The organism is Micromonospora sp. WMMD754 (assembly GCF_049315235.1).
GTDB lineage: Bacteria > Actinomycetota > Actinomycetes > Mycobacteriales > Micromonosporaceae > Micromonospora > Micromonospora sediminicola.
Genome location: NZ_CP186058.1, coordinates 583,296 through 608,721 on the forward strand (window position 1 = coordinate 583,296; position 25,426 = coordinate 608,721).

Here is a 25,426-nt window from a genome sequence, read left to right on the forward strand (position 1 = left end):
GGCGATCAGCCTAGGCTCAGCCCTTGACCGCGCCGGCGACCAGGCCGGAGACCATCCGACGCTGGACCAGCAGGAAGAAGACGATCACCGGCAGGGTGAACAGCGTGGACGCGGCCATGACCGAGCCCCAGGCCGTGTCGTCCCGACCGAAGAAGAAGGTCATCGCCACCGGCAGGGTGTACTTCTCCTGGTCGTTGATGAAGGTCAGCGCGAAGATCAGCTCGTTCCACGCGGTGATGAAGGAGAAGATGCTGGTCGCCACCAGGCCGGGTGCGACCAGCGGGAAGAGCACCTTGCGGAACGTCTGGGCCCGGCTGGCCCCGTCGATCGCGGCGGCCTCCTCCAGTTCCTTGGGCACCGCGGCGACGAAGCCGCGCAGCATCCAGACCGCGAACGGCAGCGAGAAGCCGAGGTAGGTGAGGATCAGGCTGGGCAGCGTGTTGTACAGGCCGAGCCGCTGGATCATCAGGAACAGCGGAATGACCAGCGCCTCCAGCGGGATCATCTGCACCACCAGGAGCAGGATCAGGAAGCTGGTGCGCAGCTTGAACCGGAACCGGGCCACCGCGGTGGCGGCGAGCAGCGCGACCAGACCGCTCAGCAGCACGGTGGCCACCGCGACCAGCACGCTGTTGAGGAAGAAGTCGACGAACGTCACGCCGGGGATGAGGTTGCCGGTGAGGATCTCCCGGTAGTGCTCCAGCGTCGGCTCCGCCGGCACCGGGCGCGGCGTGGACGAGAAGATCTCCCGGTTGGGCTTCAGCGAGGTCGCCACCATCCAGTAGACCGGGAACGCGGCGAAGAGCGCGACCAGCAGGCCGGCACCGTTGAGGGCGATCTTCTTCACGACTCGTCCTCCTGCTTGAGCACCATGCGGACGTACAGGGCGGTCACCACGAGCAGGATCACGGTGAGGATGACGGCGATGGCCGAGCCGAGGCCGTACTTGGGCGGCGGCGAGAACGCCTCCGCGTACGAGTAGATCGACAGCATGAACGTCGAGCGGTCCTGCGTGCCGCCGGCCAGCACGAACTGCTGGGTGAAGACCTTGAAGTCCCAGATCGTGGAGAGCACCACGAGGATGCCGAAGACCGGCCGCAGCATCGGGAACGTGACCGACCAGAAGACCTTCCACGGTCCGGCGCCGTCGACCCGGGCCGCCTCCTGCAGCTCGGTCGGCACGCTCTTGAGCCCGGCCAGCACGCTCACCGCGATGAACGGGAACGAGTGCCAGACCACCACCAGCGTCAGGATGCCGAAGAACATCAGCGGGTCGTTGAACCAGCCGTAGCCGGTCCAGTCGCTGCGCCCGAACAGGGTCGTGGAGAGCCCGTCCGGGAGCTTGTTGAACAGCCAGGTGACCAGGCCGCTCGTGTCGTCGAAGATCCACTTCCAGACGATCGTGCCGGTGAGCGCCGGAGTGGCCCAGGCGAGCATCACGCAGCTCGCCACGAACGTGGCCATCTTCTTGCCCAGCCGGTTGAGCAGCAGCCCGACCAGGGTGCCCAGCACCATGGTCAGGGCCACGTTGGCGACCGCGAACAGCACGGTGTTGCGCAACACCGTACGGAAGAACGGGTCGCCGAGGATCTGCGCGTAGTTGGCCAGGCCGACCCACGGCCACTCGCGGTCCCCCCGGAGCTGCCGGACGCTGTCCAACTTGTAGAAGGACATCATCACGACCTGGCCGAGCGGCCAGAGCAGGAGCACGGCGATGATCGCCAGGCAGGGCAGGAGCAGCAGGTACGGGAGGCGGTCCACCTTTCGGCGGGGCCGCCGCGCGGGGGTCTCCCCCCGCGCGGCGGCCTCGTCGGTGGCCTCGGTCAGCGTGGTCACTTGGCGTTGAGGATGCTTTCCATCTCGGTGGCCGCGTCGGCGGTTGCCTTCTCGACCGTCTTCTGGCCCTTGATGACCGAGCTGTTCATCGCCTGGGTCACCGTCTTGGTCCGGCTGACCTCGACCCACTTGGGGGTGAGCGGGGTCAGCTTGGTGTTCTGGATGGCGGTGGCGAACGCGGCCATCACCTTGTCGTCGGCGTAGTTGCCGCCGCTGACCAGGTCCTTGTAGACCGGGAAGAAGCCGAGGCTGCTGGCGAACTCCTGGTCCTTCTGCTTGCTCAGCAGCACGGTCATGTAGTCCCAGGCCAGCGCCTGCCGCTCGCTGTCCTTCCAGACCGCGATGTCGGACCCGCCGGCGAACGCCGGGGCGGCCTTGCCGTCCGGGCCGGGGATCGGGAACGTGCCCCACACCTTCTCGATGTCGGGGTTGTCCTTCTTCATCGCGCCGCCCTGCCAGCTACCGGCGAACGCCATGGCGGCCTTGCCGGTGGCGAACTGGGTCCGGGCGTCGACCTCGTTCCAGCCCGCGGCGGCGGGCGGGGCGACCTTGTGCACGGTCACCAGGTCGGTCCAGAACTTGACCGCCTTCTGCGCCTCGGGGGTGTTGTAGCCGGACTTCCAGGTGTCGCCCTCCTTGGTGGCGATCTCGCCGCCGGCCCCCCACAGGAAGGAGTAGAACGGCAGCTCGGAGTTGCCCGGCAGGGCGATGCCGTAGGTGCCGGGCTTCTTGGCCTGGACGGCCTTGGCGGCGGCGACCATCTCGTCCCAGTTCGTCGGCGGCTTCACGCCGGCCTCGGCGAACCAGTCGGTGCGGTAGTAGACGGCGCGCACGCCGGCGTACCACGGGACGCCGTACTGCTTGCCGTCGAGCTGGGCGTTCTTCACCAGGTCGGGAAGGATGTCCTTGCCCTCGGACCAGCCGTTGAACTTGTCCGTGACGTCGGCGAGCGCCTCCTGCGCCGCCCAGCCCTGGGTCTCGGTGTTGCCCAGCTCGGTGACGTCGGGACCCTCCCCACCGGCGAGCGCGGCCTGGAACTTCTTCGGCGCCTCGAGCCAGGGGATGTACTGCACCACCACGTCGGTCTCGGGGTGCTTCTTCTTGAACTCCGCCTCGACCGTGTCGAGGAACGTGGTCTGGGCGTCGCCGCCCTCACCCATCATCCAGACCGTCAGTTTGCTGTTGTCGGCGGCCTTGTCGTCGTTGCCGGAGCCACCGCAACCGGTCAGCACCAGCGCGGCCGACGCCACGATGGCGGTGACCGGAGCCAGCCGCTTCCACCTGTTCACGCCATATCTCCCTCAGGGCCGTTTGGCACTAACCTTCTCCGCCGCACCTTAGTAGGAAAATTTCCTTTACAACAGGGGGTGTTCGCGGCGGGCGGCCGAGGCGACCGTATCGCAGCCGGAGGCCCGGCCGGCAGGGGTGCCGTCCGGGCAGCTCAGAGGGGGCGTACGAGGACGGGCGCCCGGCCGGTGCGGCCGGGCGCCCGTCGAGGCGCTGTGGTGCGGGGTCAGTAGCGCGAGACGCCACGCCGGCGGCCGACGCCGGCCACCAGGGCCACGCCGATGGCGGCGAAGAGCACCTGCAGCATCAGCTCGCGCCAGTCGATGCCGGCGGTCTCGGCGAAGCCGGAGGCGCGGGCGACGATCGTGCCCAGCAGCGCGGCGCCGACGCCGATCAGCATGTGCAGCCACATCGGCATGTTCTGCCGGCCCGGCACGACCAGCCGGCCCAGCGCGCCGACGATCAGACCAACGACCAGCGCGGTGATGATGCCCCAAACGGTGAGCTCCATGGTCGCCCTCCTCCTTCGGATCAAGTCACACGATGTCGTGTGTTCACTGTCGTGATCGATAGGTTCCCGACCCGCCAAAAATCCAAACCGACTTCGGTGACGAATTGTTCGGACGGGCAGTGAGCTGGGGTTTCTCCCCCAAAACCCCAGCCCGGCGGCCCCTGACGAGAGCGCGAGGGAACCGACCGGGTTCAATGCGGAAACGCCGACGGGCGCCCGGCCGGTGAGGCCGGGCGCCCGTCGAGGCGCAGGGGTGCGCGATCAGTGGTGGGTGACGCCCCGCCGACGACCGACGCCGGCCACCAGCGCGACCGCGATGGCGGCGAAGAGCACCTGCAGCAGCAGCTCGCGCCAGTCGATGCCGGCGGTCTCGGCGAAGCCGGAGGCCCGGGCGACGATCGTGCCCAGCAGCGCGGCGCCGACGCCGATCAGCATGTGCAGCCACATCGGCATGTTCTGACGACCCGGCACGACCAGCCGGCCCAGCGCGCCGACGATCAGGCCGACGATCAGCGCGGTGATGATGCCCCAGACGGTGAACTCCACGGTCGGTCCTCCTATAAGCGGTTTCGCACGTTCTGTGCGGTTCCTGTCGTGACCGCTAAGTTCCCGACCCGCCGAAAACCGAAACCGACCTCCGCGCCGTCCGAGCCCTTCTGACCGCCGCCGCGGCCCGAAACCGCAGGTAGGAGCGTCGTCCGCAGCTGAAAATTTCCTGAGTACGCGCACCGGCCGGCGCCCTCGGACGAGGACGCCGGCCGGTGGTACGGCTCTGCGGCTACTTCTTGCCGGCGGGCTTGGCGTCGCCGGAGTCGGAGGAGAGCGCGGCGATGAACGCCTCCTGGGGGACCTCCACCCGGCCCACCATCTTCATCCGCTTCTTGCCCTCCTTCTGCTTCTCCAGCAGCTTGCGCTTACGGCTGATGTCACCGCCGTAGCACTTGGCGAGCACGTCCTTGCGGATCGCGCGGATCGTCTCCCGGGCGATCACCCGACTGCCGATGGCCGCCTGGATCGGCACCTCGAACTGCTGGCGCGGGATCAGCGCGCGCAGCTTCGCCGCGATCGTCGTGCCGTAGTTGTACGCCTTGTCCTTGTGCACGATCGCGCTGAACGCGTCCACCGGCTCGCCGTGCAGCAGGATGTCGACCTTGACCAGGTCGGAGGCCTGCTCGCCGGAGGTCTCGTAGTCGAGCGAGGCGTAGCCCTTGGTGCGGCTCTTGAGCTGGTCGAAGAAGTCGTAGATGATCTCGGCCAGCGGCAGGGTGTAGCGCAGCTCCACCCGGTCGGCGGAGAGGTAGTCCATGCCGAGCAGGTTGCCCCGCCGGCCCTGGCACAGCTCCATCACGGCGCCGACGTAGTCGTTGGGCGTCAGCACGGTGGCCCGCACCGTCGGCTCGTACACCTCGGCGATCTTCCCGGTCGGGTACTCGCTCGGGTTGGTCACCACGATCTCCTGGCCGTCCTCGGTGAGGGCCCGGTAGACCACGTTCGGCGCGGTGGAGATCAGATCCAGGTTGAACTCCCGCTCCAGCCGCTCCCGGATGATCTCCAGGTGGAGCAGGCCGAGGAAGCCGCAGCGGAAACCGAAGCCGAGCGCCCCGGACGTCTCCGGCTCGTAGACCAACGCGGCGTCGTTGAGCTTGAGCTTGTCCAACGCCTCACGCAGGTTCGGGTAGTCGGAGCCGTCGATCGGATAGAGACCCGAGTAGACCATCGGCTTCGGGTCCTTGTAGCCGCCGAGCGCCTCCTTGGCCGGGTTGCCGTTGATGGTGACCGTGTCACCGACCCGGGACTGGCGGACGTCCTTCACGCCGGTGATCAGGTAGCCCACCTCACCGACGCCGAGCGCGTCGGCCTTCACCATCTCCGGCGAGATGACGCCGATCTCCAGCAGCTCGTGGACGGCGCCGGTGGACATCATCTTGATCCGGTCCCGCGCCGAGATCCGGCCGTCGACCACCCGGACGTAGGTGACCACGCCGCGGTAGACGTCGTACACCGAGTCGAAGATCATCGCGCGGGCCGGGGCCTCGGCCGCGCCGACCGGCGGCACGAACTGCCGGACGATCTCGTCGAGCAGGTAGGGCACGCCCTCACCGGTCTTGCCGGAGACCCGGATGCAGTCCGCCGGGTCACCGCCGATCAGGTGGGCCAGCTCCTCGGCGTACTTCTCCGGCTGGGCGGCCGGCAGGTCGATCTTGTTGAGCACGGGGATGATGCGCAGGTCGTTCTCGAGCGCCAGGTAGAGGTTGGCCAGCGTCTGCGCCTCGATGCCCTGCGCGGCGTCGACCAGCAGGATCGCGCCCTCGCAGGCGGCCAGCGAGCGGGACACCTCGTAGGTGAAGTCGACGTGGCCGGGGGTGTCGATCATGTTGAGCACGGCGGTCTCGCCGGCCCGGTCGCCCTCCCGGATCGTCCACGGCATCCGGACGGCCTGGCTCTTGATGGTGATGCCGCGCTCGCGCTCGATGTCCATCCGGTCCAGGTACTGCGCGCGCATCTGCCGGGGATCGACCACGCCGGTGAGCTGCAGCATCCGGTCGGCCAGGGTCGACTTCCCGTGGTCGATGTGGGCGATGATGCAGAAGTTCCGGATGCGCGCCGGGTCGGTGGCACCAGGAGCGTTCGCGCCGGGATCGAGCGTCGGTGGCACAGCGGTCCGTTCTGGTCGGCTGACGTGAGCGGGCCGGCGCGTCGCCGGCCCCCTCTATGCTCCCACGTCGCCCGGCGCTCGCCCGGGCTCCCCCGTCACTCCTGGGGCGGCTCGACGAAGAGCGCGGCGAGCTTCGGCAACCGACGCCGGGCCTCCTCCTCGTCGTCGAAGTCCCAGAAGTCGTTCAGGTCGGGCTCCGGCACCGGGTCGCGGTCGGCCGGCAACTCGCTCGCCGTGGCCTTCCGGTAGGCCTCCCACGGCACCGCCAGCATCGGCTCGCACTCGAACTCCTCGCCGCTGAGCGCGGCCGCCCGCACCCGGGGCAGCTCGGCCAGCGAGTCCGGCTCGGCGACCGCCCGGGCGAAGACCGCCCGGCCCTGGGTCATCAGCCAGCCCCGGAAGTATTCGAAGCCGTCGTCCGACGCGCCGCCGTTGATCAGGTAGGCCGCGCCCCACAGGTCGACCCGGTAGGAGGCGGCCAGCACCCGCCGCTGGTGGTGGGCGTACCCGACGATCTCCTCCGGGTCGCGCTCGGCCAGCAGCGCGACCGCCCGGGCGGCGACCGCGTCGGGCTCTCCCCCGGCCCCGCTCCGGGCGTCGTCGATCAACTGCCAGAACTCGTCGGTCCTCATGGTCAGGCAGTCTGGCAGAGCCCACCGACGCCGCGGCCCACACCGGGCGCCGTCGGTGCGGCAGCATGGTGCGGTGCGTGCGATCTCGCTACCCCCCGTCGCGTACGGGGCCACGGCCGAGCGGCCCGGCTGGGTCGACCTGCCGCCGGGGCTGCGTGACGCGCTGGCCGCCCGGCTCGGCGGCCCACCGGCGGCGGTCCGGGTGGCCGGCGGCGGCTTCACCCGCGGCTTCGCCGCCGTGCTGACCGGCCCGGGCGGCGACCCGGTGTTCGTCAAGGCGGCGGCGCTGGACGGGCAGCGGCACCTGGTCGACTGGTACGCCCACGAGGCCGCCGTCCTGGCCCGGCTCCCCGCCGGCCTGCCGGTGCCCCGGCCGCGCTGGGCGCTGACCGCGGCCGGCTGGTACGCCCTGGCCCTCGACGCGATCGACGGGCGCGTCCCCCGGCTGCCCTGGGACCCGGCCGAGCTGGACGCCGCCCTCACCACGTACGCCGAGGTGGCCGCCGCGCTCGCCGACCCGCCCGGTGACCTCGCCGCGCTCGGGCTGCCCCGCCTCGCCGACCTGGCCCGGGAGGACATCCTCTGGTGGGGCGAGGTGGCCGCCGGCCGCGAACCACTCCCCGCCCCGGCGGCCGGGGCCCCGCTGGCGGAGCTGGTCGCGCTGGAGTCCCGCCTCCCCGGCTACGCCGACGCCGCCCCCGGGCTGGCCCACGGCGACCTGCGGGTGGACAACCTCCTGCTCGACCCCGCCGGCCGTGCCTGGCTGTGCGACTGGACCTGGCTCTGCCACGGACCCGCCTGGTTCGACCTGGCCGGCCTGCTGCTCACCGCGTACGCCAGCGGCCTGGCCGCCGACGCCGCGTTCGCCCGCCACCCGGCCGTGGCGGGCGCGCCCGAGGACGCGCTGGACGTGACGCTCGCCGCGCTGGCCGGCTACCACCTGACCGGCGCCGCCGCCGGGCCGTCGACGATGTCTGCGCACCTGCGCGCCCACCGGCGCTGGAGCGGCGAGCAGGCGCTCACCTGGCTGGCCGAGCGGCAAGGCTGGTCCTGGGCGCGCCCCGCTGGATCCACCCCAGCTCGTTGATCCACACCAGCTCGGGGAAGTGGCGGTGTCGCACGGGCCCGGACCACACCACCTCCCCGAGGTGGTGCCGATCTGGCGTGATCCCGGGTTGCGACGGCATGCTGGTGGCGGGGTCGCCCGGAGGCGTTTTGGCTCGTCCGGGACCGACCTGGTAGCCTGGCTATTCGCGCGGCGATGACGCATGCTCGTCGTGCGCGAATGCAGACCAACCCGAGCTATCAAGACGAGGCTGTCGCGTGGCGAACATCAAGTCCCAGATCAAGCGCAACCGGCAGAACGAGAAGCGCCGGCTGCGTAACAAGTCGGTCAAGTCGTCGCTGAAGACCGCCATCCGGAAGTTCAACGAGGCTGCCGAGGCCGGCGACACCGAGAAGGCCAGCGTTCTCATGCGCGAGGCCACCCGGAAGCTGGACAAGGCCGCCAGCAAGGGCGTCATCCACGCCAACCAGGCGGCCAACCGGAAGTCGGCGATCGCCAAGCGCGTCGCGTCGTTCTCGGCCTGACCAACGCCGTAGACCCGACCGGAAGCCCCGGGGCAACGCCCCGGGGCTTCCGGCTGTCGGCGTTCCACGGCGTCCTCCGCCCGGGGCGGAGGACCGGGCGGGACCGTCGGCACGGCGCACTGCCGCCAGAGTTGGCGGCCCGGGCCCGGCATCGACGGCTGTCAGGAGAGTGGCCCGGCGAGGCAGGTGCCGACACGTGACCCTCGATCACACGCTGGCCGTCCCGACCGACGAGCAGATCCGGGCGCTGCACGAACGGATCGCACCCCACGAGGAAGCCTTCACGCTCGTCTACACCCATTGCCGGATCGTGTGCGCCGTGGCCGAGCAGCTGCTCGACAGGTGCCCCACGGATCTGAACGTCGAGTTGGTCCGTGCGGGCAGCCTCCTGCACGACATCGGTGTCTATCGCCTCTACGGGGCGACCGGAGAACTCGATCACGCGAACTACGTCCGCCACGGGGTGCTCGGGCATGCGCTCCTGCGTGACCTCGGGTTCTCGGAGCGGATAAGCAGGTTCTGTTCCCACCACACCGGGGTCGGGCTCACTCGCGAGGACGTGCTGCGGCAGTGCCTGCCGCTGCCGGTGGCCGACTACACGGCCGACACGCCGGAAGAACAGCTGGTGCTGTACGCGGACAAGTTCCACAGCAAGACGGCACCGCCCACGTTCGTGACCGCGGAGTCCTACGCCGTCGGAGTGCGACGGTTCGGCGCGGACAAGGTGGCCAGGTTCGCGGCGCTGGTGGAGAGGTTCGGCGAGCCCGATCTTCGCCCCCTGTCCGACCGCTATCGGCACCCGATCATCTGAGAATCCGGCACCGCCCGCCCGCCGTCAGCCGGGGGTGCCGCCTACCCTCGTCGACCACCCGCTGCGTCTCGCCTCGGTGCCGCAGGGCGATGACGCTGGAGATCCGACGGCCGGTGCCCGGCACCCGGACGGCCGTCCCGCTGCCCGCGCGGAGGTCCATGGTGGCAGGTCACGTCCGCGCCGTGGGGGTCCTCGTCAGCCCGGGCGCACGGGCCACCGGCACCGACGTCAGCGGAGTTCGCCGGCATGCGGGCGCGCTGTCCCCGCACCCGACGTTCGGCCCTGCAGTGCCGCGCGTGCCGTCGTCAACGGAAGGAGTCCGGCCAGGTCACGCCGGGCTCGGTCCCGCGTCTCCGCTCGCCGGCCCGGTCGAACGGCAGCGTGGATCGTCCCGGCTGGTGGTGGGGAACGGCCGGGCGCGGCGCCCCCGGTCCGGCCAGGCTCGGGCCGCCGGGCAGCGCCCGGGCCGTGGTCGGCACCGGGGCCCGCCCGACGACCGGCTCCATCTGCCGGCGGAACCGGTCCCGCTCCTGTTCGGGGACCTGGGCGGCGGTGCGGACGACCATCTCGGCCACGACGTCGTTGAGTTTGACCATCACCGCCACCGCGGTCGGCAGGACCAGCACCGCCCACCAGCTCACCAGCTCGGCGAGGGCGAGCAGCACGGCCAGCGCCGCCGCCCCCTCGAAGAAGAGGAAGCAGAGCACCCCGCCCGGGTTGACGAAGCGCAGGCCGAGCACCCGGGCGTAGAGCGGTCGGAACCGCTCCTCGTCCGTCGGCACGGTCGACCACGCTCGGGTCACCGGGCGCCGCCCCGCCGGGCCGCGGCCACCGAGAAGACGGCCCGTTCCAGCGCGTAGGCCCGGTCGTCGGCGCCACCCTTGACCGCCGCGTTGCACTCGGCGGCCACGCGCATCGCCTCGACCAGGCCCTCCGGCGTCCAGCCCCGACCCTGGCGCTGGGCCCGCTCGATCTTCCACGCCGGCATGCCGAGGCTGCTGGCGAGCTGGTAGGCGCTGCCCCGGCCGGCCGAGGCGACCCGGGCCACGGTCCGTACGCCGTCGGCGAGCGCGTCGGCGATCGGCACCGGGTCCACCCCGACGTGCAGCGCCCACCGCAGCGCCTCCAGGGCGCCGGGAACGTCGCCGACCATCGTCGCGTCGGCCACGGTGAAGCCGGTCACCTCGACCCGACCCCGGTAGTAGCGGGAGACCGTTTCGGCCCCGATCCGCCCGTCGGTGTCGGCGACGAGCTGCGAGCAGGCGGCCGCCAGCTCGCGCAGATCGGCGCCGACCGCCGCGATCAGGGCCTCGGCGGCGTCCTCGGTGCACGTGCCACCGTTGCGGCGGATCTCCTCCCGCACGAAGGCCACCCGGTCGCGGTGCCCCTTGAGCTTGGCCGCCGGCACCACGGTGGCGCCCGCGGACCGCAGCCCGTCGGCGAACGCCCGGCCCTTGGCCCCGCCGAGGTGCAGCACCACCAGCTGCACGTCCGGGTCGGGATTCTTCGCGTACGCCAGCAGCGCGGCCGACAGGTCCTTGCGGGCGTCCTGGCCGGAGCGGAGCACCAGCACGCGCCGGCCGCCGAACAGCGACGGGCTCAACATCTCGTCGATCTCGCCGACCGTCAGGGAGCCGGCCTGGTATTCCCGGACGTCCACGTCGGCGTCCACCTCACGGGCCCGCGCCACGGCTTCGGTGACCGCGCGCGTGGCGAGCAGCTCCTCGTCGCCGAGGACGAGCAGAATAGGAGGCAGGCTGGCGGGGGTCACGTCGCCCATACTCGCACGCCCTCCGACCCGATCGTGCCTGCTCATCGGGGACTGTGACGGCACAGCCCGCACTCAACGCAAATCCAGACATTTGCCTTGATCCTCGCCTATCCCACCAAGATTCCCTCCTGTCCGTCATCGGGTCACCGGGGTCGTCCAGGGGCGGCGCCGCGTACCGCCACCGCCAGGCCGGTCACGGTCCGGACCGCCGCCACGTCCCCGTCGGTGTCGGTCCGCACCACCCGCGCACCGCCACGGGCCAACCGGCCCAGCAGAGCCGGGTGGGGGTGCCCGTAGTCGTTGTCGACACCCACGCAGACCAGCGCGACCGCCGGGCGGACCGCGGCGAGGAACTCCGGATCCTGGTACGCCGACCCGTGATGCGCCACCTTCAGCACGTCGGCGCGGATCGCGTCGGCCGGGAGCGTCTCCCGCACCGCCCGCTGCTCCTCGGTCTCGGCGTCCCCGGCCAGCAGGATCCGCACCCCGGACACGGTGGCGGTCAGGACCAGGGAGTTGTTGTTCGGGTCGGAGCGGCTGCCGCGCAGCGGGTACGGCGGCCCGACCGCGACCAGCCGCACCGCGCCCTGCCCCCACCGCCATCCCGCCGGCGCCGGGGCCAGCGAGGCGCCGCCCCGGCGGGCCGCCTCGCGCACCTGGGCGACGCCGTAGGCCGGCTCGGGCCAGGGTGGGCTCACCACCGCGCCCACCCGCCGGCCCCGGAACACGCCGGCCACCCCGCCGACGTGGTCCACGTGGAAGTGACTGACCACCAGCAACGGCACCTCGCGGATGCCGAGACGGCGCAGGCAGGCGTCCACGCCGGACGGTTCCGGACCCGCGTCGACCACCACGGCCCGACCGGTGGCCACCGGCAGCACCAACGCGTCACCCTGCCCCACCGCGCACGCCACCACCACCCAGCCACGCGGCGGCCACCCGGAGGCGAGCAGCCGGACCGGCAGCGCGCCCAGCACCGCCGCCACCACGACGGCCGCGACCAGCCGCCGGGCCCGACGCCTGCGGGCGGCGAGCAGCAGCGCCACGCTCACGACCGCCAGCAGCAGCGCGCCGACCACCCCGCCCACCCACGGCAGGGTCCCGGCCGGCAGCACGGCCCCGTGGGCCGCCACGGTCACCAGCCAGCGGGCCGGCCAACTCGCCAGCCAGGCGAGGAACTCGGCCCCGCCGGGCCACACCGGCGACAGCACCGCGGCGAGCACGCCGAGCACCGTGGCCGGCGCGACGGCCGGCACCGCCAGCAGGTTCGCCGGCACCGCCACCAGGCTGACCGTCGCGGACATGCCGGCGATCACCGGACCGCAGGCGAGCTGCGCGGCCGCCGGGACCGCCAGCGCCTCGGCCAGCCCCACCGGCACGCCCCGGCGACGCAGCGCGTCCCGCCAGCCGGGGGCGAACAGCAGCAGCCCGCCGGTGGCGCAGACCGACAACGCGAAGCCCGGGTCCCCGGCCAGCTCCGGGTCGAGCAGCACCAGCGCGGCGATCGCGGCGGCCAGCGCGGGCAACGCCGCCCGGGACCGGCCGGCGGCCAACGCGGCGAGCCCGATCGCGCCCATGGCCGCGGCCCGCACCACGCTCGGCGAGGGCCGCACCAGGATGACGAAACCGACGAGCGCGAGCACGCAGAACCCGGCGGCGGTACGCGGGCCGGCGCGCGCCCAGCGGGCCAGCAGCAGCACCGCGCCGACGACGATGGCCACGTTGGACCCCGACACCGCGTTGAGATGGGTCATCCCGGTGGCCCGGAAGTCCTCCTCCACCTCGGGCGGAAGCCGGCTCGTGTCACCCACCACCAGGCCGGGAAGCAGTCCGCCCGGCGCGTCCGGCAGCGGTTCGCAGGCACGTTGCAGCCCGGAGCGCAACGTGCCCGCCGCCCGCTGCGGCCACGACGCGCGCCCCTGCCGGGTCGGCGGCCCGGTCACCGAGAGCACCGCCGCGGTGAGGTCGCCGCCACGCGGCTCGGCCAGCCGCCCCCGGGTGGTGACCCGCTGCCCCGGCAGCAGCCCTCGCCAGCCCGGATCGGTGGCGAGCACCAGGCCGCGTACCGGGCCGGTGAGCCGACCGCCGTCGGGGCCGGTGAGGCGCAGCAGGTCGACGCGGACCAACAGCATCGTCGAGCGGCCGGGTGCGCCGCGTACCGGCCGGGGGTCGTCCCGGACCACCAGCTCGGCGGTGACCAGGGCGCGTTCGGCGACCAGCGCCCGCACCGGGGCGGCGTCCCGGACCGCGAGCCGGGCCCCGGTGGCCGCCGCCCCGCAGAGCGCGCCCAGCAGCACGGCGACGGCGATCCAGCCGTAGCGGCGGAGCGGCTCGACGGGGCGGTGCCGCCCGGCGCGCAGGCCCAGGGCCACGACGAGGACGAGCGCAACGGCGACGGCGGCCAGCCCCGCGAGGGCCCGGACGCCGAGGTGCAGCCCGGCCAGCGCGGCCAGCCACGCGGCCACCGCGAACCCGGCCAGCCGCAGGTCCAACGCGGCGTCCGCGCCGTCGACGCTCACACCGTCACCAGGTCCTTGAGCTGCTCGTAGCGGGCGTCCCCGATGCCCTCGACCTGGCGCAGGTCCGAGACGGACCGGAACCCGCCGTGCTGCTCCCGGTGGTCGAGGATCCGCTGGGCGAGCACCGGCCCGACGCCGGGGAGCGCGTCGAGCTGGGCCAGGGTGGCGCTGTTCAGATTGACCGGACCCGCGGGCGGGCCGCCGCCGGCCGCCGGCCCGGGTGCGGGTTGCCCCGGCGGGGCGGTGACGCCGACCAGGATCAGCTCGCCGTCGGTGACCCTGCGGGCGGGGTTGAGCAGCGCCACGTCCACCCCGGGCAGCGCGCCGCCGGCCGCTTCCACCGCGTCGGCCAGCCGGGCGCCGGCCGGCAGCCGCACCAGCCCCGGGCGGCGGACCTTGCCGGCCACCGCCACGACCACCTGCCCGGACGGGGCGGCCGGAGCAGCCGCCTCGGTCGTCGCGCCGGCCGCTTCCCGCGTCGCCTCCCCGGCCACGCCGGCCGGCGCGACCGGACCCACCGGTTCGGCGGTCGGACGAGAGCGCCACGCCCAGACGGCGGCCGCCAGGACGACGAGCGCGGCCACGGCGGCGAGGGCACGGACACCGCGACGGCCCGGGTCGAACGCGCCCGGCCCCGGCAACCGGGACGCCGGCCCGCGCGTGGGCTCGCCGGGTGACCTTGCCTCGGAGCTGTCGGGATCGGCCTCGCCCGACGCCGGGTCCGCCCCGGACAGCGGCGTCGGGCCGGGCTCCGGGCGGCCGCGTCGCGGTCCGCCGGGCTTGGGCACCGGGATCGGGTGGGCCGGCACGTGTCGCGGTCCGCCGGGCTTGGGCACCGGGATCGGGTGGGCCGGCACGCGTCGCGGTGCGCCGGGCTCCGGCACCGGGAACGGGTGGGCCGATGCGCGTCGCGGTCCGCCGGGCTCCGGCACCGGGAACGGGTGGGCCGGCGACGGACCGGGGGTCGCCGCTCTGACGGCGGGCGGCACACCGCCGGCGGGAGCCGGATCGGCGGTCACGCGACCCGCCGGCGTGAACAACCGGGCGAGCCGCCGCCGCACCGTCGCCACCTCGTCGTCTGACACGGCTCGGGACGCTAGCGGCGAGGGCGCGCCGCGGACCGGCCCACGGACCCTCGTCTGTGGACAACGGTGACGTGTGGACAGCTACCCGATCATGCCGTCGATGTGCTACCGGCCGTCGGGGGGGGTCAGCGTGCCTCGGGGTCGAGGCCGAGCGCGGCCCGGCCCCCGTCGACCGGCAGCGTCGCGCCGTTGACGAACGAGGCCCGCGTCGACAGCAGGAACGCGACCACGTCGGCCACCTCCGCGGCGCGCCCGATCCGGCCGACCGGGTGCAGCCGGGCCAGCTCGGCCTCCACCCGGTCCGCCCCGGACGGCTCCAGCCCGGCGAGGAAGGCGGCGTGCCGCTCGGTGTGGATCGAGCCGAGCGCGACCGCGTTGGCCCGGACGCCGCGCGGACCGTAGTCGACCGCCAGCGCCCGGGTCAGCCCCTCCACCGCCGCCTTGGCGGTGGCGTACGGCAACGCGCCGGGGACCGCCCGGCGGGCCTGGTGGGAGGAGACGTTGACGATCGCGCCGCCGCTGCCGGCGGCCAGGAACCGGCGTACGGCGGTGCCGGCGCCGACCACCGCGGGACGCAGGTTGACCGCGATCAGGTCGAACACCTCGCCGGCCAGGGCAGTGTGCAGCGCGGCGTCACGGAAGACGGCGGCGTTGTTGACCCAGCCGGCCAACGGCGCCGCTGCCTCGGCCCGGTCGGCGGCCCGTTCGGTGACCGCCTCGTCGGCGGCGTCCCCGGTCACGGCGTGCAGCCGGTCGGCGTCGGGGTGCCCGGCCAGCCAGTCCAGCGCGTCCGCGTCCCGCTCGACGACGACCACCGTGCCGCCGTCGCCGGCCAGCCGCTCCACGACGGCCCGCCCCACGCCCCGGCCGCCCCCGGTGACCACGTACGAGCGGGCGTTCATCGGACGCACCGGGTCGCGGGCACGAGGCCCGGACAACGGCTCACGGGCGGCGGTGGACGACCACGCAGGCCAGTCCGGGTCCGGCGTGCGCGGCGACCACCGCGCCGGCCTCGCTGACGTACGTGTCGTGCAGCCGGTCGCCCAACCGCTCGGTCAACGCGGCCAGCAGCTGGTCGGCGCGCTGCGGGGCGGCGAGGTGGTGCACCCCGAGGTCGACCTCGGCGTCGTCGGCCGCCTCGACCGCCAGGTCGACCAGGCGCGCGACGCCCCGGCTGGCGGTGCGGACCTTGTCCTTCACCACGATCGCGCCGTCCGGCATGTGCATGATCGGCTTGACCGAGAGTGCGGTGCCGAGCAGCGCCTCGGCCGCGTTGATCCGGCCGCCCCGGCGCAGGAACTCCAGCGTGTCGACGTAGAAGAAGATGGTGGTCCGGCCGACCGCGTCCAGCGCCGCCGCGCGTACCCCGGTCAGGTCGGCGTCCCCGGCGGCGGCCGTGGCGGCGGCGAGCACCGGGAAGCCGAGGCCCATGCCGGTGGAGCGGCTGTCGACAACGGCGACGCGGTCGCCGATCTCGGCGGCGGCCAGCCGCGCCGCCTCGACGGTGCCGGATAGTTCGGCGGACAGGTGCACCGAGACCACGCCGTCGGCGCCCTCGGCCAGCAGCGTGCGGTAGACCTGCGCGAACTGCTCCGGGGCGGGGCGGGAGGTGCTCACCGAGACCCGTCGGGCGCTCAGCGCGCGGGTGGCGTCGGCCGGGGAGGTCTCGACGCCCTCCAGTCCTTCGGCGCCGTTGAGCACGACGGTCAGCGGGACGACGGTGAGCCGGTGCGCACGGACCAGCTCGGGGGGCAGGTAGGCGGTGGAGTCGGTGACGACCGCTACGGGCATGACCGGCACGCTAGCCGATGTGGCGGTGCCGCGCCGGGGCCGGACGTCTCAGACCGCGTCGGTGAGCGCCGGCTGGGTGATCAGCCCGACATTGTGCGCCCGCAGGTGCCAGCCCCGGACCTCGTCGTGGCGCAGCTCGGTCCAGTGGCAGTTGGCCAGCGAGCCGACGCTGCGCAGCACCGCGTGGTCCCAGCCGAGCAGGTGACCGACGCCCTGCCGGGCCCCGCCGCCGTGGGTGGTCACCACCACGGTGCCGCCGGCGGCCAGGTCGGCCGCGTCGCGGAACGCCGCGCCGAGCCGCTTGCCGAGGTCGTCCAGGTTCTCGATGCCGGCGCCGGGGTCGGGATCGCCGGCCCGCCAGCGGGCGTACTCGTCTCCGAAGCGCTCGGCGACCTCGGTGAGGGCCAGGCCCTGCCACTGGCCGAAGTGCCGCTCGCGCAGCCGGGCGTCGGTGCGGACCGGGAGCCCGGTCAGCGCGGCGAGCGCGGCGGCGGTGTCGGCGGCCCGGCGCAGGTCGCTGGCGACGATGGCGTCGGGGCGCAGCGCGGCCAGCACGGGTGCGGCGGCGCGGGCCTGCTCCCGGCCGAGGTCGTTGAGCGGCACGTCGGTCTGGCCCTGGACCCGGCTCTGCGCGTTCCAGTCGGTGTTGCCGTGCCGCCAGACGATCAGGCGGGTCATTCGGCGGTGGCGGTGCCGGCGGCCGAGTCGGCCAGGTCGCGATCCACGAACGGGATCTGCGGGCAGTCCTTCCAGAGCCGGTCGAGCGCGTAGAACTCACGCTCCTCGGTGTGCTGCACGTGCACCACGATGTCGACGTAGTCGAGCAGCACCCAGCGGCCACCCCGCTCGCCCTCGCGGCGGATCGGCTTGGCCTTCTCCGGCAGCTCCAGCAGGCGCTCCTCGACGGCGTCGACGATGGCGAGCACCTGGCGCTCGTTGGGCGCCGAGGCCACCAGGAACGCGTCGGTGATCGCGAGCTGGTCGCCCACGTCGATGATGACGATGTCCTGTGCCTTCTTGTCGGCCGCGGCCTGGGCGGCGGCCATCGCCAGCTCGTGCGCGCGTTCGGAAACTGTCACCGTTCTCCTTCGATCAACCGTGCGACCCTCCAAGCCTCTCACACCCGGCGACGCGGCGACTCGGCAGTTCTGCCCGGTTACCGGGGCATACGGGTACGTAACGGGCGGGATCACCGCTGATAGAGCCGCCGTTTGGCGATGTACTGCACCACACCGTCGGGCACCAGGTACCAGACCGGCTCGCCCCGACCCACCCGGGCGCGGCAGTCGGTGGAGGAGATGGCCATGGCGGGCACCTGCACCAGGCTGACCGTGTCCGCCGGGAGGTGCTGGTCGGAGAGCTCGAAACCGGGACGGGTCACCCCGATGAAGTGGGCCAGTTCGAGGACGTCGTCGAGGTCCTTCCAGGAGAGGATCCGCTCCAGGGCGTCCGCGCCGGTGATGAAGAACAACTGCGACTTCGGGCCGTACTCGGCGTGCAGGTCCCGCAGCGTGTCGACGGTGTAGGTGGGGCCACCGCGGTCGATGTCGACCCGGCTCACCTGGAAGCGGGGGTTGGAGGCGGTGGCGATCACGGTCATCAGGTAGCGGTCCTCGGCCGGGCTGACCGGTTCGTCCGCCTTCTGCCACGGCTGTCCGGTCGGCACGAAGACCACCTCGTCCAAGCCGAACCGGTCGGCCACCTCGCTCGCCGCCACCAGGTGACCGTGGTGGATCGGGTCGAACGTGCCGCCCATGATGCCGATCCGCCGGATGTCTTCCTCCACCCCGCGATCGTAGGCCGCGTGACGGCGACCCCCGGGCGGGGTCACCGGGGCCCGTGCCGGGCGGGCGCCCCGACCCGCCCGGCACGGTCACCGGTCAGGCGGCCGCGGCGGCCACCGCGGTGCGGGCCACCAGCGCCCGGCGCAGGTCGTCGTCCAGGTCGGTGACCCACCGGCGCAGGCCGGGCGTGAGGTCGTCGCGGGCCAGCAGCGCCGCGGCCAACTCCCGGGTGGGCTGCGCCACCGCGTAGCGCGGGAACGCGGCGACCGTGACCGAGTCGGCCACCCAGGCGGTACGCAGACGCGCCGCCGCCGGCATGTCGGTGAAGTAACGCTCGACGTACCCGGCGGTCAACTCGGCCTGTTCGGGCTGCCAGAAGCCCTCGGCGGTCGCCTCGACCAGCCGGTTGGACAGCTCGGTGCTGCTCGTGACGATCTCCCAGGCCGCCCGCTTCGCGTCCGGGTCCGGCAGCGCCGCCCGGCAGGCCGCGGCCTGCTCGGCGCCGGTGGCGCTGCGGTCGGCGGCCGCCTCGGCGTCGATCTCCGCCGCGCCGGCGGCGCCGAGCACCACCAACCGGCGCAGCACCGCCCAGCGCAGGTCGGTGTCGACCGAGAGCCCCGACGGCACCTGCTTGCCGGCCAACCAGTCGGCGAGGAGCGCGGTGTCGGTGGTGGCGGCGATCAACCCCCGCGCCGCGGCGAGCTGACGCGAGCCGCCCGCCGGCGCGGCGGCGAGCAACGCCGCACAGGCGGCGGACACCCGCAGCAACGCGGCGTCGCGGGCCAGCGGGTCGAGGTAGCGGTCGACGAGCCGCCGGGTCAGCAGCAGCACGTCCTCGATGATGGTCACCTCGGTCTCGGCCGGCAGCGCCGCGGCGATCAGGCCGACCAGCGCGGCGGCGGGCCGCTCCCCGTCGGTGACGGCGTCCAGCGCCTCACCCCACAGCAACGCCCGGGCCAGCGGGTCGTCGAGGCCGGGCAGCAGCATCGGCACCGCGTCCGACGAGGCCGGGTCCAGTCGGATCTTGGCGAAGGTCAGGTCACCGGCGTTGGGCAGCAGCAGGCCGGTGGCCGGCTGCCCGACCAGTTCGGGCACCGGCGTACGGCCGCCGTCGGCGTCCGGGTCGAGGTCGACCTCGACCCGCCGGGCCGGGGCGTCGGCGGTCAGGTGGGCCACGCCGATGCGGTGCGGCCGCAGCACCGGGTGGCTCGGCGGGGCGGTCTGCACCACCGCCACCTCGGTCCACCGGCCGTCGCCGTCCACCGCGGTCTCGATGCGCAGCGTGTTCACCTGCGCCCGACGCAGCCAGCGCTCGGCCCAGCCGGTCAGGTCGCGTCCGCTCGCGGCGCCGAGGCCGGCCAGCAGGTCGGCGAGCGTGGCGTTGTCGAACCGGTGCGCGGCGAAGTGCGCGTTCAGCCCGGCCAGGAAGGCGTCGTCGCCGAGCCAGGCGACGAGCTGGCGCAGCACGCTGGCGCCCTTGGCGTACGAGATGCCGTCGAAGTTGAGCAGCGCCTGGGCGGCGTCGGCCACCTCCTGCGGCGCCACCGGGTGGGTGGACGGACGCTGGTCGGCGGTGTAGCCCCACGCCTTGCGACGGCTCGCGAACGTGGTCCACGCCCGGTCGAACCGGGTCGCCTCGGCGGTGACCCGGGTGCCCAGGTACTCCGCGAAGGACTCGTTCAGCCAGAGGTCGTCCCACCAGCGCATGGTGACCAGGTCGCCGAACCACATGTGCGCCATCTCGTGGGCGATGGTGGTGGCGCGCAGCTCGCGCTGGGTGTCGGTGACCGCGGACCGGAAGACGTAGTCGTCGCGCAACGTGACCAGGCCCGGGTTCTCCATGGCGCCGGCGTTGAACTCGGGCACGAACGCCTGGTCGTACTTGCCGAACGGGTAGCGCTCGGCGAAGAGCTGGTGGAAGCGGTCGAGGCACTGCCGGGTGACGGTGAAGATCTCGTCGGCGTCGGCGTCGAGGTGCGCGGCGAGCGAGCGCCGGCAGTAGAGGCCGAGCGGGATGCCGTCGTGCTCGGACCGCAGCACGTGCCAGGGCCCGGCGACCAGCGTGACGAAGTAGGTGGCCAGCGGCGCGGTGGGGGCGAACTCCCAACGCCCCGGCGCGGGCCGGTCGGCGAGCTGCCCGTTGGCCGCCACCGTCCACTCCGGCGGCGCGGTGACGGCGAGCGTCACCGGCGCCTTCAGGTCGGGCTGGTCGAACGCCGCGAAGATGCGCGGCGCGTCGTCCAGGAAGGACATGGCGTAGAGGTAGGTCTCGCCGTCGGCCGGGTCGACGAAGCGGTGCAACCCCTCGCCGGTGTTGGAGTAGGCCATCTCGGCCTCGACGGTGAGCGTGTTGCTCGCGGCCAGGCCGGTGAGCGGCAACCGCTCGTCGGACAGCAGGGCCGGATCGAGGTCGCGGTCGTTGAGACGGGCCCGCAGGAGTCGGCGAGGCTTGACGTCGACGAAGGTCTCGGCGCCGGGGTTGGCCCGGAACCGGATGGTGACGGCGGAGCGGAACCGCTCGGCGTCGCCGGTCAGGTCGAGGTCCACCTGGTAGGACTCGACAGTGATCGACGCGCGGCGCGCGGTCGCCTCTGCACGGGTGAGGCTCGGCATCCGCTTATCCTGCCCGATGAGGTCCGCACGGACCTTCTCGTTACGCGTCGCGATGGAGGAACAACGATGGGTCAGCACCCCAAGGGCGATTTCGACCTCTCTCGGGCGGTGTGGCAGCGCGCGGAGGGAGACACCTCCGAGGGTGCGGTCGAGGTGGCCTTCGTCGACGATCTGATCGGGATGCGCAACTCGGCCGAGCCGGAGGGGCCTGTCCTGGTCTTCACCCAGGCCGAGTGGGACGCCTTCGTGGCGGGCGCCCAGGACGGCGAGTTCGACCTGGACTGAACCCGCGCGGTCAGTCACCGTCACCCCAGCCGAGCCCGCCCGGCCCGGGCGCGTGGTGGAACCCGGGGTGGTCGGCCACGTCGGCGCAGCGCTCGCCGTCGGGCCCGACCGCCCCGCAGAACAACCGCTCGGCCCGGTGCCAGGCGTCGGCCGGGGACAGCGCCGCCGCGCCGAGTGCCAGCTCCGGGCGGAGCAGGCCGAGAGCCTCGGCGTACGCGACGGCCAGCTCCCGCGCGACGGCGGGCTCGGCGGCCGCGAATCCGAGGTGCACGGTGAAGAACCGCGGCGGGCGGGGCGCGGCCCGGCGGGGACCGCCGATCAGCGGCTCCTCCCGACCGCCGCCCCGCAGCCCGGCGACCGCCCCACGCCGCCGTCGCTCCGCCCTCTCGTCGCGCATCCGGGTCCTCCCCCGTCGTCGGTGACCGCCCACCGGACGCCGTGCCGGCGGGCGCCGGACCGGCGCCCGCCGACCCGCGTTCCGCGCCAACCAGCTTTTCCGCACCCGGGGAGGGGCCAGCGGCCGGCCGCGTGGCCGGCCCCTCCCCCGAGCGGCCGGACCTGCGGTAATGGAGGATTCGGCCGCGTCGGCCCGGGTAGGCAGCGCAACGTCGAGCAGGGCCACCGAGCCGGGTCAGGAGCCGCCGAGATGAGCACCATGCCGAGCGACCGGAGCCCGGACAGCACGCTGGCCTTCCTCCGCGAGGGCTACCGCTTCGTGGGCGCCCGCTGCGACCGGTTCGGCACCGACGTCTTCCAGACCCGGCTGCTGCTGGAGCCGACGATCTGCCTGCGCGGCCGGGAGGCCGCCGAGCTGTTCTACGACGAGGAGCGGTTCGTCCGGCGCGGCGCCATGCCGATGCGCGGGCAACGCACGCTGACCGGCGTCGGTGGCGTCCAGGGTCTCGACGGCGAGGCGCACCGGGCCCGCAAGGCCATGTTCATGTCGATCATGACACCGGCCGCGATCCGCCGGCTCGGGCAGCTCTTCGACGACGAGTGGCGGGCCCGGACCCCGGCCTGGGCGCAGGACGGCCCGGTCGTGCTCTACGACGAGGTGGGCCGGATCCTCACCCGGGCGGTCTGGGCCTGGGCCGGCGTGCCCCTGGCCGAGGTCGACGTGGCCCGCCGGACCGCCGAGATGCACGCGATGATCGACGCTCCCGCCGTCCTGGGGCCGAAGCACTGGCGCGGGCTGCTCGGCCGGCGCCGGGCCGAACGCTGGGCCGGCGAGCAGGTCGACCGGGTCCGCGCCGGCGCGCTGCCGGCGCCCGAGGGCAGCGCGCTGCGGGTCGTCGCCGAGCACCGGGACGAGCGGGGCACGCCGCTGCCCCGCCGGATCGCGGCGGTGGAGTTGCTCAACGTGCTGCGCCCCACCGTCGCCGTGGACCGGTACGTGGTCTTCGCCGCGCTGGCCCTGCACGACCACCCGCACTGGCGGGACCGGTTGGTCGGTGACGACACCGCGACCGAACAGTTCGTGCAGGAGGTACGCCGCTACTACCCGTTCTTCCCGCTCGCCGCCGCCCGCGTGCGTCGCTCGTTCGAGTGGCGGGGGTACGCGTTCCCGCAGGGCCGCCGCGTGCTGCTCGACCTGTACGGCACGAACCACCACCAACGGATCTGGCCGGAGCCGGAGCGGTTCCGCCCGGAGCGCTTCGCCGGCTGGCGGGACGACCCGTTCGGGCTGGTCCCGCAGGGCGGCGGCGACCACCTCACCGGGCACCGCTGCGCCGGCGAGTGGATCACCATCGAGCTGATGAAGCGGGCGGTGACCCAGCTGACCGGCACGATGAGCTACCGCGTCCCGCCACAGGACCTCGCGCTCGACCTGGGCCGGATGCCGACGCTGCCGCCCAGCGGGCTGCTGGTGGACGGGGTGCGCCCAACCGTCTAGGACCGGGCGTACCGGTCCGGGTGAGGCGGCCCGCGGACGCCGGACGGCCGCCCCGGCGATCTCGTAGCCCCAGTGCCCGGGGGTTTCAGCGGCCACGTGGCGGGCAACCGGCTGCTCCCCGAGCGGACCGGAGGACGACGTGACGGACACCGCTGCGCACCCACGCCGACCGGACCGGACCGCCGTGCGCTCCGCGCCGGTCCGGCTGCCGATGGCGTACGTCCTGCCGGTGCGCGCCCGCGACGACCGGGGTCTGGACGAGCTGACCGGCTACCTGCGCGAGCTGAGCCGGTCCGTCGACGTGGTGGTGGTCGACGGGTCCGCGCCGGCGCTGTTCGCCCGCCACGCCGCCGCCTGGCGAGGGCTGGTCCGGCACGTTCCGCCCGATCCGGCGCTGCGGGGGCGCAACGGCAAGGTGCTCGGGGTGCTCACCGGGGTGGCGCTGGCCCGGCACGAGCACGTGGTGGTCGCCGACGACGACGTCCGCTACGACCTGCCGGCGCTGCGCGCCGTGCACGACCTGCTCGACCGGGTGGACCTGGTCCGGCCGCAGAACCACTTCGACCCGCTGCCCTGGCACGCCTGGTGGGACACCGGCCGGACGCTGCTGGCCCGGGCGTTCGGCGGGGACTGGCCGGGCACCCTGGCGGTGCGCCGGAGCACGTTCCTGGCCATGGGCGGCTACGACCCGGACGTGCTCTTCGAGAACCTGGAGCTGGCCCGGACGGTCCGGGCGTACGGGGGCAGCGAAGCCGCCCCCGCCTGGCTGTACGTGCGGCGACTCCCGCCCGCCGCCGGGCACTTCCTCGGGCAGCGCGTGCGCCAGGCGTACGACGAGACGGCCCGACCGGCGTGGCTGCTGGCCGCGCTGGCGGTGCTGCCGGCGACGGCGGCCGCGCTCGCCGCCCGGCGGCCGGAGCTGCTGCTGCGGGCCGGGCTGGTCACCGTGGCGGTGGCGGAGGTCGGCCGGCGCCGGGCCGGCGGCGCCCAGGTCTACCCGGCGCACACGACGCTCGCCGCGCCGGTCTGGCTGCTGGAACGGGGCGTGTGCGCGTGGCTCGCGGTCGGCCGGCGGCTGCGCGGCGGGGTGCCCTACGCGGGCAGCCGGCTGCGGGTGGCGGCCCACTCCACCCGGACGCTGCGCCGGCGGTCGGCCGGGCGGCGCCCGGACGACCTGGTGCTCTGGGTGGAGACCGGCTGACAGGCAAGGCGGGGCCCCTTGCTCTCGCCTGGGCGGCAAGAAGGAGCCCCGCCTGACGCGGGAGCTTCCGTCAGGAACGCGCCTGGTGGGCGCTCTCCCGCACGTCCTGCGCGGCGCTGCGGCCGTCGTCCCTGACCGCCTGGGCGGCCTCCTGCGCGGTGGACCGCACCGACTCGGCGGCGTGCTGCGCCGGCTCGCGCAGCTCCTCCCTGAGCTCCCCGGCGACCTCGCCGAGCTTCTCCTTGACCACGCCGCCGTGCTCGGTCGCCTTCTCCTTGACCTGCGCGGCGAGCTGCTGCTCCCGCCGGGTGGCCGGGATGAGCGAGGAGACCAGCATGCCCACGCCGAAGGCGATCACGCCGGCGGCGATCGGGTTGCCCTCGGACTTCTGCCGCACCACGTGGGGCGCGCGGTGCGCGGCGTCGCTCACCGCGGAGGCGGCGGAGTGGGCCTTGTCGCCCACCGTGGACGCCGCCGAGGAGGCGTGGTCGCCCACCGAGTGGGCGGCGTGGCCGGTGCTGTGGCCGAGGTCGGAAGCGGTTCCCATCACCTTGTCCTTCACGTTCGTCAGCGCGCTGCGCACGCGCTGCTTGCGGTCGTCGACGATGCGGCCCGGGCTGACCTTGTACGCCAGGGCGTCCACGTCCGAGCTGAGGTTGTTGCGGGTGGCTTCGATCTCCCGGCGGATCTGGTCGGGATCGGTGCTCATCGGGTGACTCCCTCCGGGTGCGGCTTGAGTGCGTCGGGGATGCGCTGCACGCTGTCGTTGGTCTGCTTCAGGCCACGGATCTGCTCGGCGTTCCGCTTCGCCTTCGAGTAGAGGACGGCGGCGACGACGGCCCAGATCACGGCCACGATGAGCGCGGCCAGTCCGGAGTCCATGACGTTGTCGAGGAACTGCCACACCGCGATGGAGACGAAGAGCGCCACCATGTAGCCGCCGAAGCCGGCGCCGCCGTAGAAGCCGGCGGCCTTGCCCGCCTTCTTGCCCTCCTGGCGGATCTCGGCCTTGGCAAGCTCGACCTCCTGCCGCATCAGCGTGGACAGGTCGCCGGTGACCTGGCTCATCAGCTCACCGATCGAGCTGCTCCGCACCTCGTCGGCATGGTGCGGCGCGCCCGTCGCCTGGTAGCCGGGGTCCTGCGTCGGCACGGTCATGC

At 73.8% G+C, this 25,426-nt stretch carries 26 protein-coding genes; 6 read left to right on the forward strand and 20 right to left on the reverse strand.

Annotation, left to right across the window (positions count from 1 at the left end; all coding sequences use genetic code 11):
• Positions 1-16 precede the first annotated feature (16 nt).
• The 7 genes from ACN27B_RS02710 to ACN27B_RS02740 form a co-directional block, all read right to left on the reverse strand.
• A complete protein-coding gene (locus ACN27B_RS02710) occupies positions 17-847 on the reverse strand; it encodes a carbohydrate ABC transporter permease (RefSeq protein ID WP_091572020.1) in 831 nt (276 codons plus the stop codon).
• Entirely contained in the window at positions 844-1,836 is a 993-nt protein-coding gene (locus tag ACN27B_RS02715) for a carbohydrate ABC transporter permease (protein ID WP_099164022.1), read from the reverse strand. Before ACN27B_RS02715 ends, ACN27B_RS02710 begins: the two co-directional genes overlap by 4 nt.
• On the reverse strand, positions 1,833-3,125 hold the full coding sequence (locus ACN27B_RS02720) for a sugar ABC transporter substrate-binding protein (protein WP_422743354.1): 1,293 nt from the start codon (positions 3,123-3,125) through the stop codon (positions 1,833-1,835). The genes ACN27B_RS02715 and ACN27B_RS02720 overlap by 4 nt, the downstream gene beginning before the upstream one ends.
• A 224-nt stretch (positions 3,126-3,349) precedes the next feature.
• Positions 3,350-3,634 carry a GlsB/YeaQ/YmgE family stress response membrane protein gene (locus tag ACN27B_RS02725; protein ID WP_030503112.1) on the reverse strand — a complete coding sequence of 95 codons (285 nt, stop codon included), beginning with the start codon at positions 3,632-3,634 and terminating at the stop codon, positions 3,350-3,352.
• A 261-nt stretch (positions 3,635-3,895) separates the two neighbouring features.
• Positions 3,896-4,180, reverse strand: a complete 285-nt coding sequence (locus ACN27B_RS02730; RefSeq protein WP_091572003.1) for a GlsB/YeaQ/YmgE family stress response membrane protein — start codon at positions 4,178-4,180, stop codon at positions 3,896-3,898.
• Between the two features lie 232 nt (positions 4,181-4,412).
• On the reverse strand, positions 4,413-6,290 hold the full coding sequence (lepA, locus tag ACN27B_RS02735) for a translation elongation factor 4 (protein WP_099164020.1): 1,878 nt from the start codon (positions 6,288-6,290) through the stop codon (positions 4,413-4,415).
• Positions 6,291-6,385: 95 nt separating this feature from the next.
• A complete protein-coding gene (locus ACN27B_RS02740) occupies positions 6,386-6,922 on the reverse strand; it encodes a DUF4240 domain-containing protein (RefSeq protein ID WP_099164019.1) in 537 nt (178 codons plus the stop codon).
• A 55-nt stretch (positions 6,923-6,977) separates the two neighbouring features.
• Between ACN27B_RS02740 and ACN27B_RS02745 the strand changes: the two genes are divergently transcribed.
• The 3 genes from ACN27B_RS02745 (at position 6,978) to ACN27B_RS02755 (ending at position 9,323) form a co-directional block, all read left to right on the forward strand.
• Positions 6,978-8,009, forward strand: coding sequence for a phosphotransferase family protein (locus ACN27B_RS02745; RefSeq protein WP_396824483.1), 1,032 nt, complete (start codon positions 6,978-6,980; stop codon positions 8,007-8,009).
• 236 nt (positions 8,010-8,245) lie between these two features.
• Positions 8,246-8,512, forward strand: a complete 267-nt coding sequence (rpsT, locus tag ACN27B_RS02750; protein ID WP_091571988.1) for a 30S ribosomal protein S20 — start codon at positions 8,246-8,248, stop codon at positions 8,510-8,512.
• A gap of 196 nt (positions 8,513-8,708) precedes the next feature.
• Positions 8,709-9,323 (forward strand): HDIG domain-containing metalloprotein, encoded by a 615-nt coding sequence (locus ACN27B_RS02755; RefSeq protein ID WP_216642304.1) that lies wholly within the window; start codon positions 8,709-8,711, stop codon positions 9,321-9,323.
• A 305-nt stretch (positions 9,324-9,628) separates the two neighbouring features.
• Here ACN27B_RS02755 and ACN27B_RS02760 read toward each other — a convergent pair whose 3' ends face one another.
• The 10 genes from ACN27B_RS02760 to pepN all read right to left on the reverse strand — a co-directional run bounded on the left by ACN27B_RS02760 (position 9,629) and on the right by pepN (position 20,886).
• Positions 9,629-10,126, reverse strand: a complete 498-nt coding sequence (locus ACN27B_RS02760; protein ID WP_253866198.1) for a hypothetical protein — start codon at positions 10,124-10,126, stop codon at positions 9,629-9,631.
• The gene (gene holA / locus ACN27B_RS02765) at positions 10,123-11,103 is read right to left on the reverse strand and encodes a DNA polymerase III subunit delta (RefSeq protein ID WP_422743359.1); all 981 of its coding nucleotides are present in this window, start codon (positions 11,101-11,103) and stop codon (positions 10,123-10,125) included. The genes ACN27B_RS02760 and holA overlap by 4 nt, the downstream gene beginning before the upstream one ends.
• Positions 11,104-11,237: 134 nt before the next feature.
• Positions 11,238-13,613 carry a ComEC/Rec2 family competence protein gene (locus tag ACN27B_RS02770; RefSeq protein ID WP_422743361.1) on the reverse strand — a complete coding sequence of 792 codons (2,376 nt, stop codon included), beginning with the start codon at positions 13,611-13,613 and terminating at the stop codon, positions 11,238-11,240.
• Positions 13,610-14,497 (reverse strand): helix-hairpin-helix domain-containing protein, encoded by an 888-nt coding sequence (locus tag ACN27B_RS02775; RefSeq protein ID WP_422745820.1) that lies wholly within the window; start codon positions 14,495-14,497, stop codon positions 13,610-13,612. Before ACN27B_RS02775 ends, ACN27B_RS02770 begins: the two co-directional genes overlap by 4 nt.
• 326 nt (positions 14,498-14,823) lie before the next feature.
• The gene (locus ACN27B_RS02780; RefSeq protein ID WP_422743363.1) at positions 14,824-15,600 is read right to left on the reverse strand and encodes an SDR family NAD(P)-dependent oxidoreductase; all 777 of its coding nucleotides are present in this window, start codon (positions 15,598-15,600) and stop codon (positions 14,824-14,826) included.
• Positions 15,601-15,640: 40 nt separating this feature from the next.
• Positions 15,641-16,489: a DegV family protein gene (locus tag ACN27B_RS02785; protein WP_422743365.1), complete on the reverse strand. Its 849-nt coding sequence runs from the start codon at positions 16,487-16,489 to the stop codon at positions 15,641-15,643.
• Positions 16,490-16,537: 48 nt separating this feature from the next.
• The gene (locus tag ACN27B_RS02790) at positions 16,538-17,167 is read right to left on the reverse strand and encodes a histidine phosphatase family protein (protein WP_099164016.1); all 630 of its coding nucleotides are present in this window, start codon (positions 17,165-17,167) and stop codon (positions 16,538-16,540) included.
• On the reverse strand, positions 17,164-17,568 hold the full coding sequence (gene rsfS, locus ACN27B_RS02795) for a ribosome silencing factor (protein WP_091571960.1): 405 nt from the start codon (positions 17,566-17,568) through the stop codon (positions 17,164-17,166). The genes ACN27B_RS02790 and rsfS overlap by 4 nt, the downstream gene beginning before the upstream one ends.
• Positions 17,569-17,678: 110 nt before the next feature.
• Entirely contained in the window at positions 17,679-18,275 is a 597-nt protein-coding gene (nadD, locus tag ACN27B_RS02800) for a nicotinate-nucleotide adenylyltransferase (protein WP_091571955.1), read from the reverse strand.
• 94 nt (positions 18,276-18,369) lie between these two features.
• Positions 18,370-20,886, reverse strand: coding sequence for an aminopeptidase N (gene pepN / locus ACN27B_RS02805; RefSeq protein ID WP_422743368.1), 2,517 nt, complete (start codon positions 20,884-20,886; stop codon positions 18,370-18,372).
• Positions 20,887-20,952: 66 nt separating this feature from the next.
• Between pepN and ACN27B_RS02810 the strand changes: the two genes are divergently transcribed.
• Positions 20,953-21,171, forward strand: a complete 219-nt coding sequence (locus ACN27B_RS02810) for a DUF397 domain-containing protein (protein WP_089158060.1) — start codon at positions 20,953-20,955, stop codon at positions 21,169-21,171.
• Between the two features lie 10 nt (positions 21,172-21,181).
• Here the strand turns inward: ACN27B_RS02810 and ACN27B_RS02815 are convergent, their stop codons facing one another.
• Positions 21,182-21,568, reverse strand: coding sequence for a hypothetical protein (locus tag ACN27B_RS02815; RefSeq protein WP_422743370.1), 387 nt, complete (start codon positions 21,566-21,568; stop codon positions 21,182-21,184).
• Positions 21,569-21,817: 249 nt separating this feature from the next.
• Here ACN27B_RS02815 and ACN27B_RS02820 point away from each other — a divergent pair, with 249 nt between their 5' ends.
• Entirely contained in the window at positions 21,818-23,065 is a 1,248-nt protein-coding gene (locus ACN27B_RS02820; protein ID WP_099164013.1) for a cytochrome P450, read from the forward strand.
• A 139-nt stretch (positions 23,066-23,204) separates the two neighbouring features.
• Entirely contained in the window at positions 23,205-24,266 is a 1,062-nt protein-coding gene (locus ACN27B_RS02825) for a glycosyltransferase (RefSeq protein ID WP_422743372.1), read from the forward strand.
• A 70-nt stretch (positions 24,267-24,336) separates the two neighbouring features.
• Here the strand turns inward: ACN27B_RS02825 and ACN27B_RS02830 are convergent, their stop codons facing one another.
• The gene (locus ACN27B_RS02830) at positions 24,337-24,975 is read right to left on the reverse strand and encodes a DUF3618 domain-containing protein (RefSeq protein WP_099164011.1); all 639 of its coding nucleotides are present in this window, start codon (positions 24,973-24,975) and stop codon (positions 24,337-24,339) included.
• Positions 24,972-25,424, reverse strand: coding sequence for a phage holin family protein (locus ACN27B_RS02835; protein ID WP_099164010.1), 453 nt, complete (start codon positions 25,422-25,424; stop codon positions 24,972-24,974). Before ACN27B_RS02835 ends, ACN27B_RS02830 begins: the two co-directional genes overlap by 4 nt.
• Positions 25,425-25,426 lie beyond the last annotated feature (2 nt).

Coding starts and splice junctions, on each gene's coding strand:
- ACN27B_RS02725 (WP_030503112.1), bottom strand. CDS start 3,634: ATGGAGCTCACCGTTTGGGGCATCATCACCGCGCTGGTCGTTGGTCTG.
- ACN27B_RS02740 (WP_099164019.1), bottom strand. CDS start 6,922: ATGAGGACCGACGAGTTCTGGCAGTTGATCGACGACGCCCGGAGCGGG.
- holA (WP_422743359.1), bottom strand. CDS start 11,103: ATGGGCGACGTGACCCCCGCCAGCCTGCCTCCTATTCTGCTCGTCCTC.
- ACN27B_RS02780 (WP_422743363.1), bottom strand. CDS start 15,600: ATGAACGCCCGCTCGTACGTGGTCACCGGGGGCGGCCGGGGCGTGGGG.
- ACN27B_RS02785 (WP_422743365.1), bottom strand. CDS start 16,489: ATGCCCGTAGCGGTCGTCACCGACTCCACCGCCTACCTGCCCCCCGAG.
- ACN27B_RS02790 (WP_099164016.1), bottom strand. CDS start 17,167: ATGACCCGCCTGATCGTCTGGCGGCACGGCAACACCGACTGGAACGCG.
- pepN (WP_422743368.1), bottom strand. CDS start 20,886: ATGCCGAGCCTCACCCGTGCAGAGGCGACCGCGCGCCGCGCGTCGATC.
- ACN27B_RS02810 (WP_089158060.1), top strand. CDS start 20,953: ATGGGTCAGCACCCCAAGGGCGATTTCGACCTCTCTCGGGCGGTGTGG.
- ACN27B_RS02815 (WP_422743370.1), bottom strand. CDS start 21,568: ATGCGCGACGAGAGGGCGGAGCGACGGCGGCGTGGGGCGGTCGCCGGG.
- ACN27B_RS02820 (WP_099164013.1), top strand. CDS start 21,818: ATGAGCACCATGCCGAGCGACCGGAGCCCGGACAGCACGCTGGCCTTC.
- ACN27B_RS02830 (WP_099164011.1), bottom strand. CDS start 24,975: ATGAGCACCGATCCCGACCAGATCCGCCGGGAGATCGAAGCCACCCGC.
- ACN27B_RS02835 (WP_099164010.1), bottom strand. CDS start 25,424: ATGACCGTGCCGACGCAGGACCCCGGCTACCAGGCGACGGGCGCGCCG.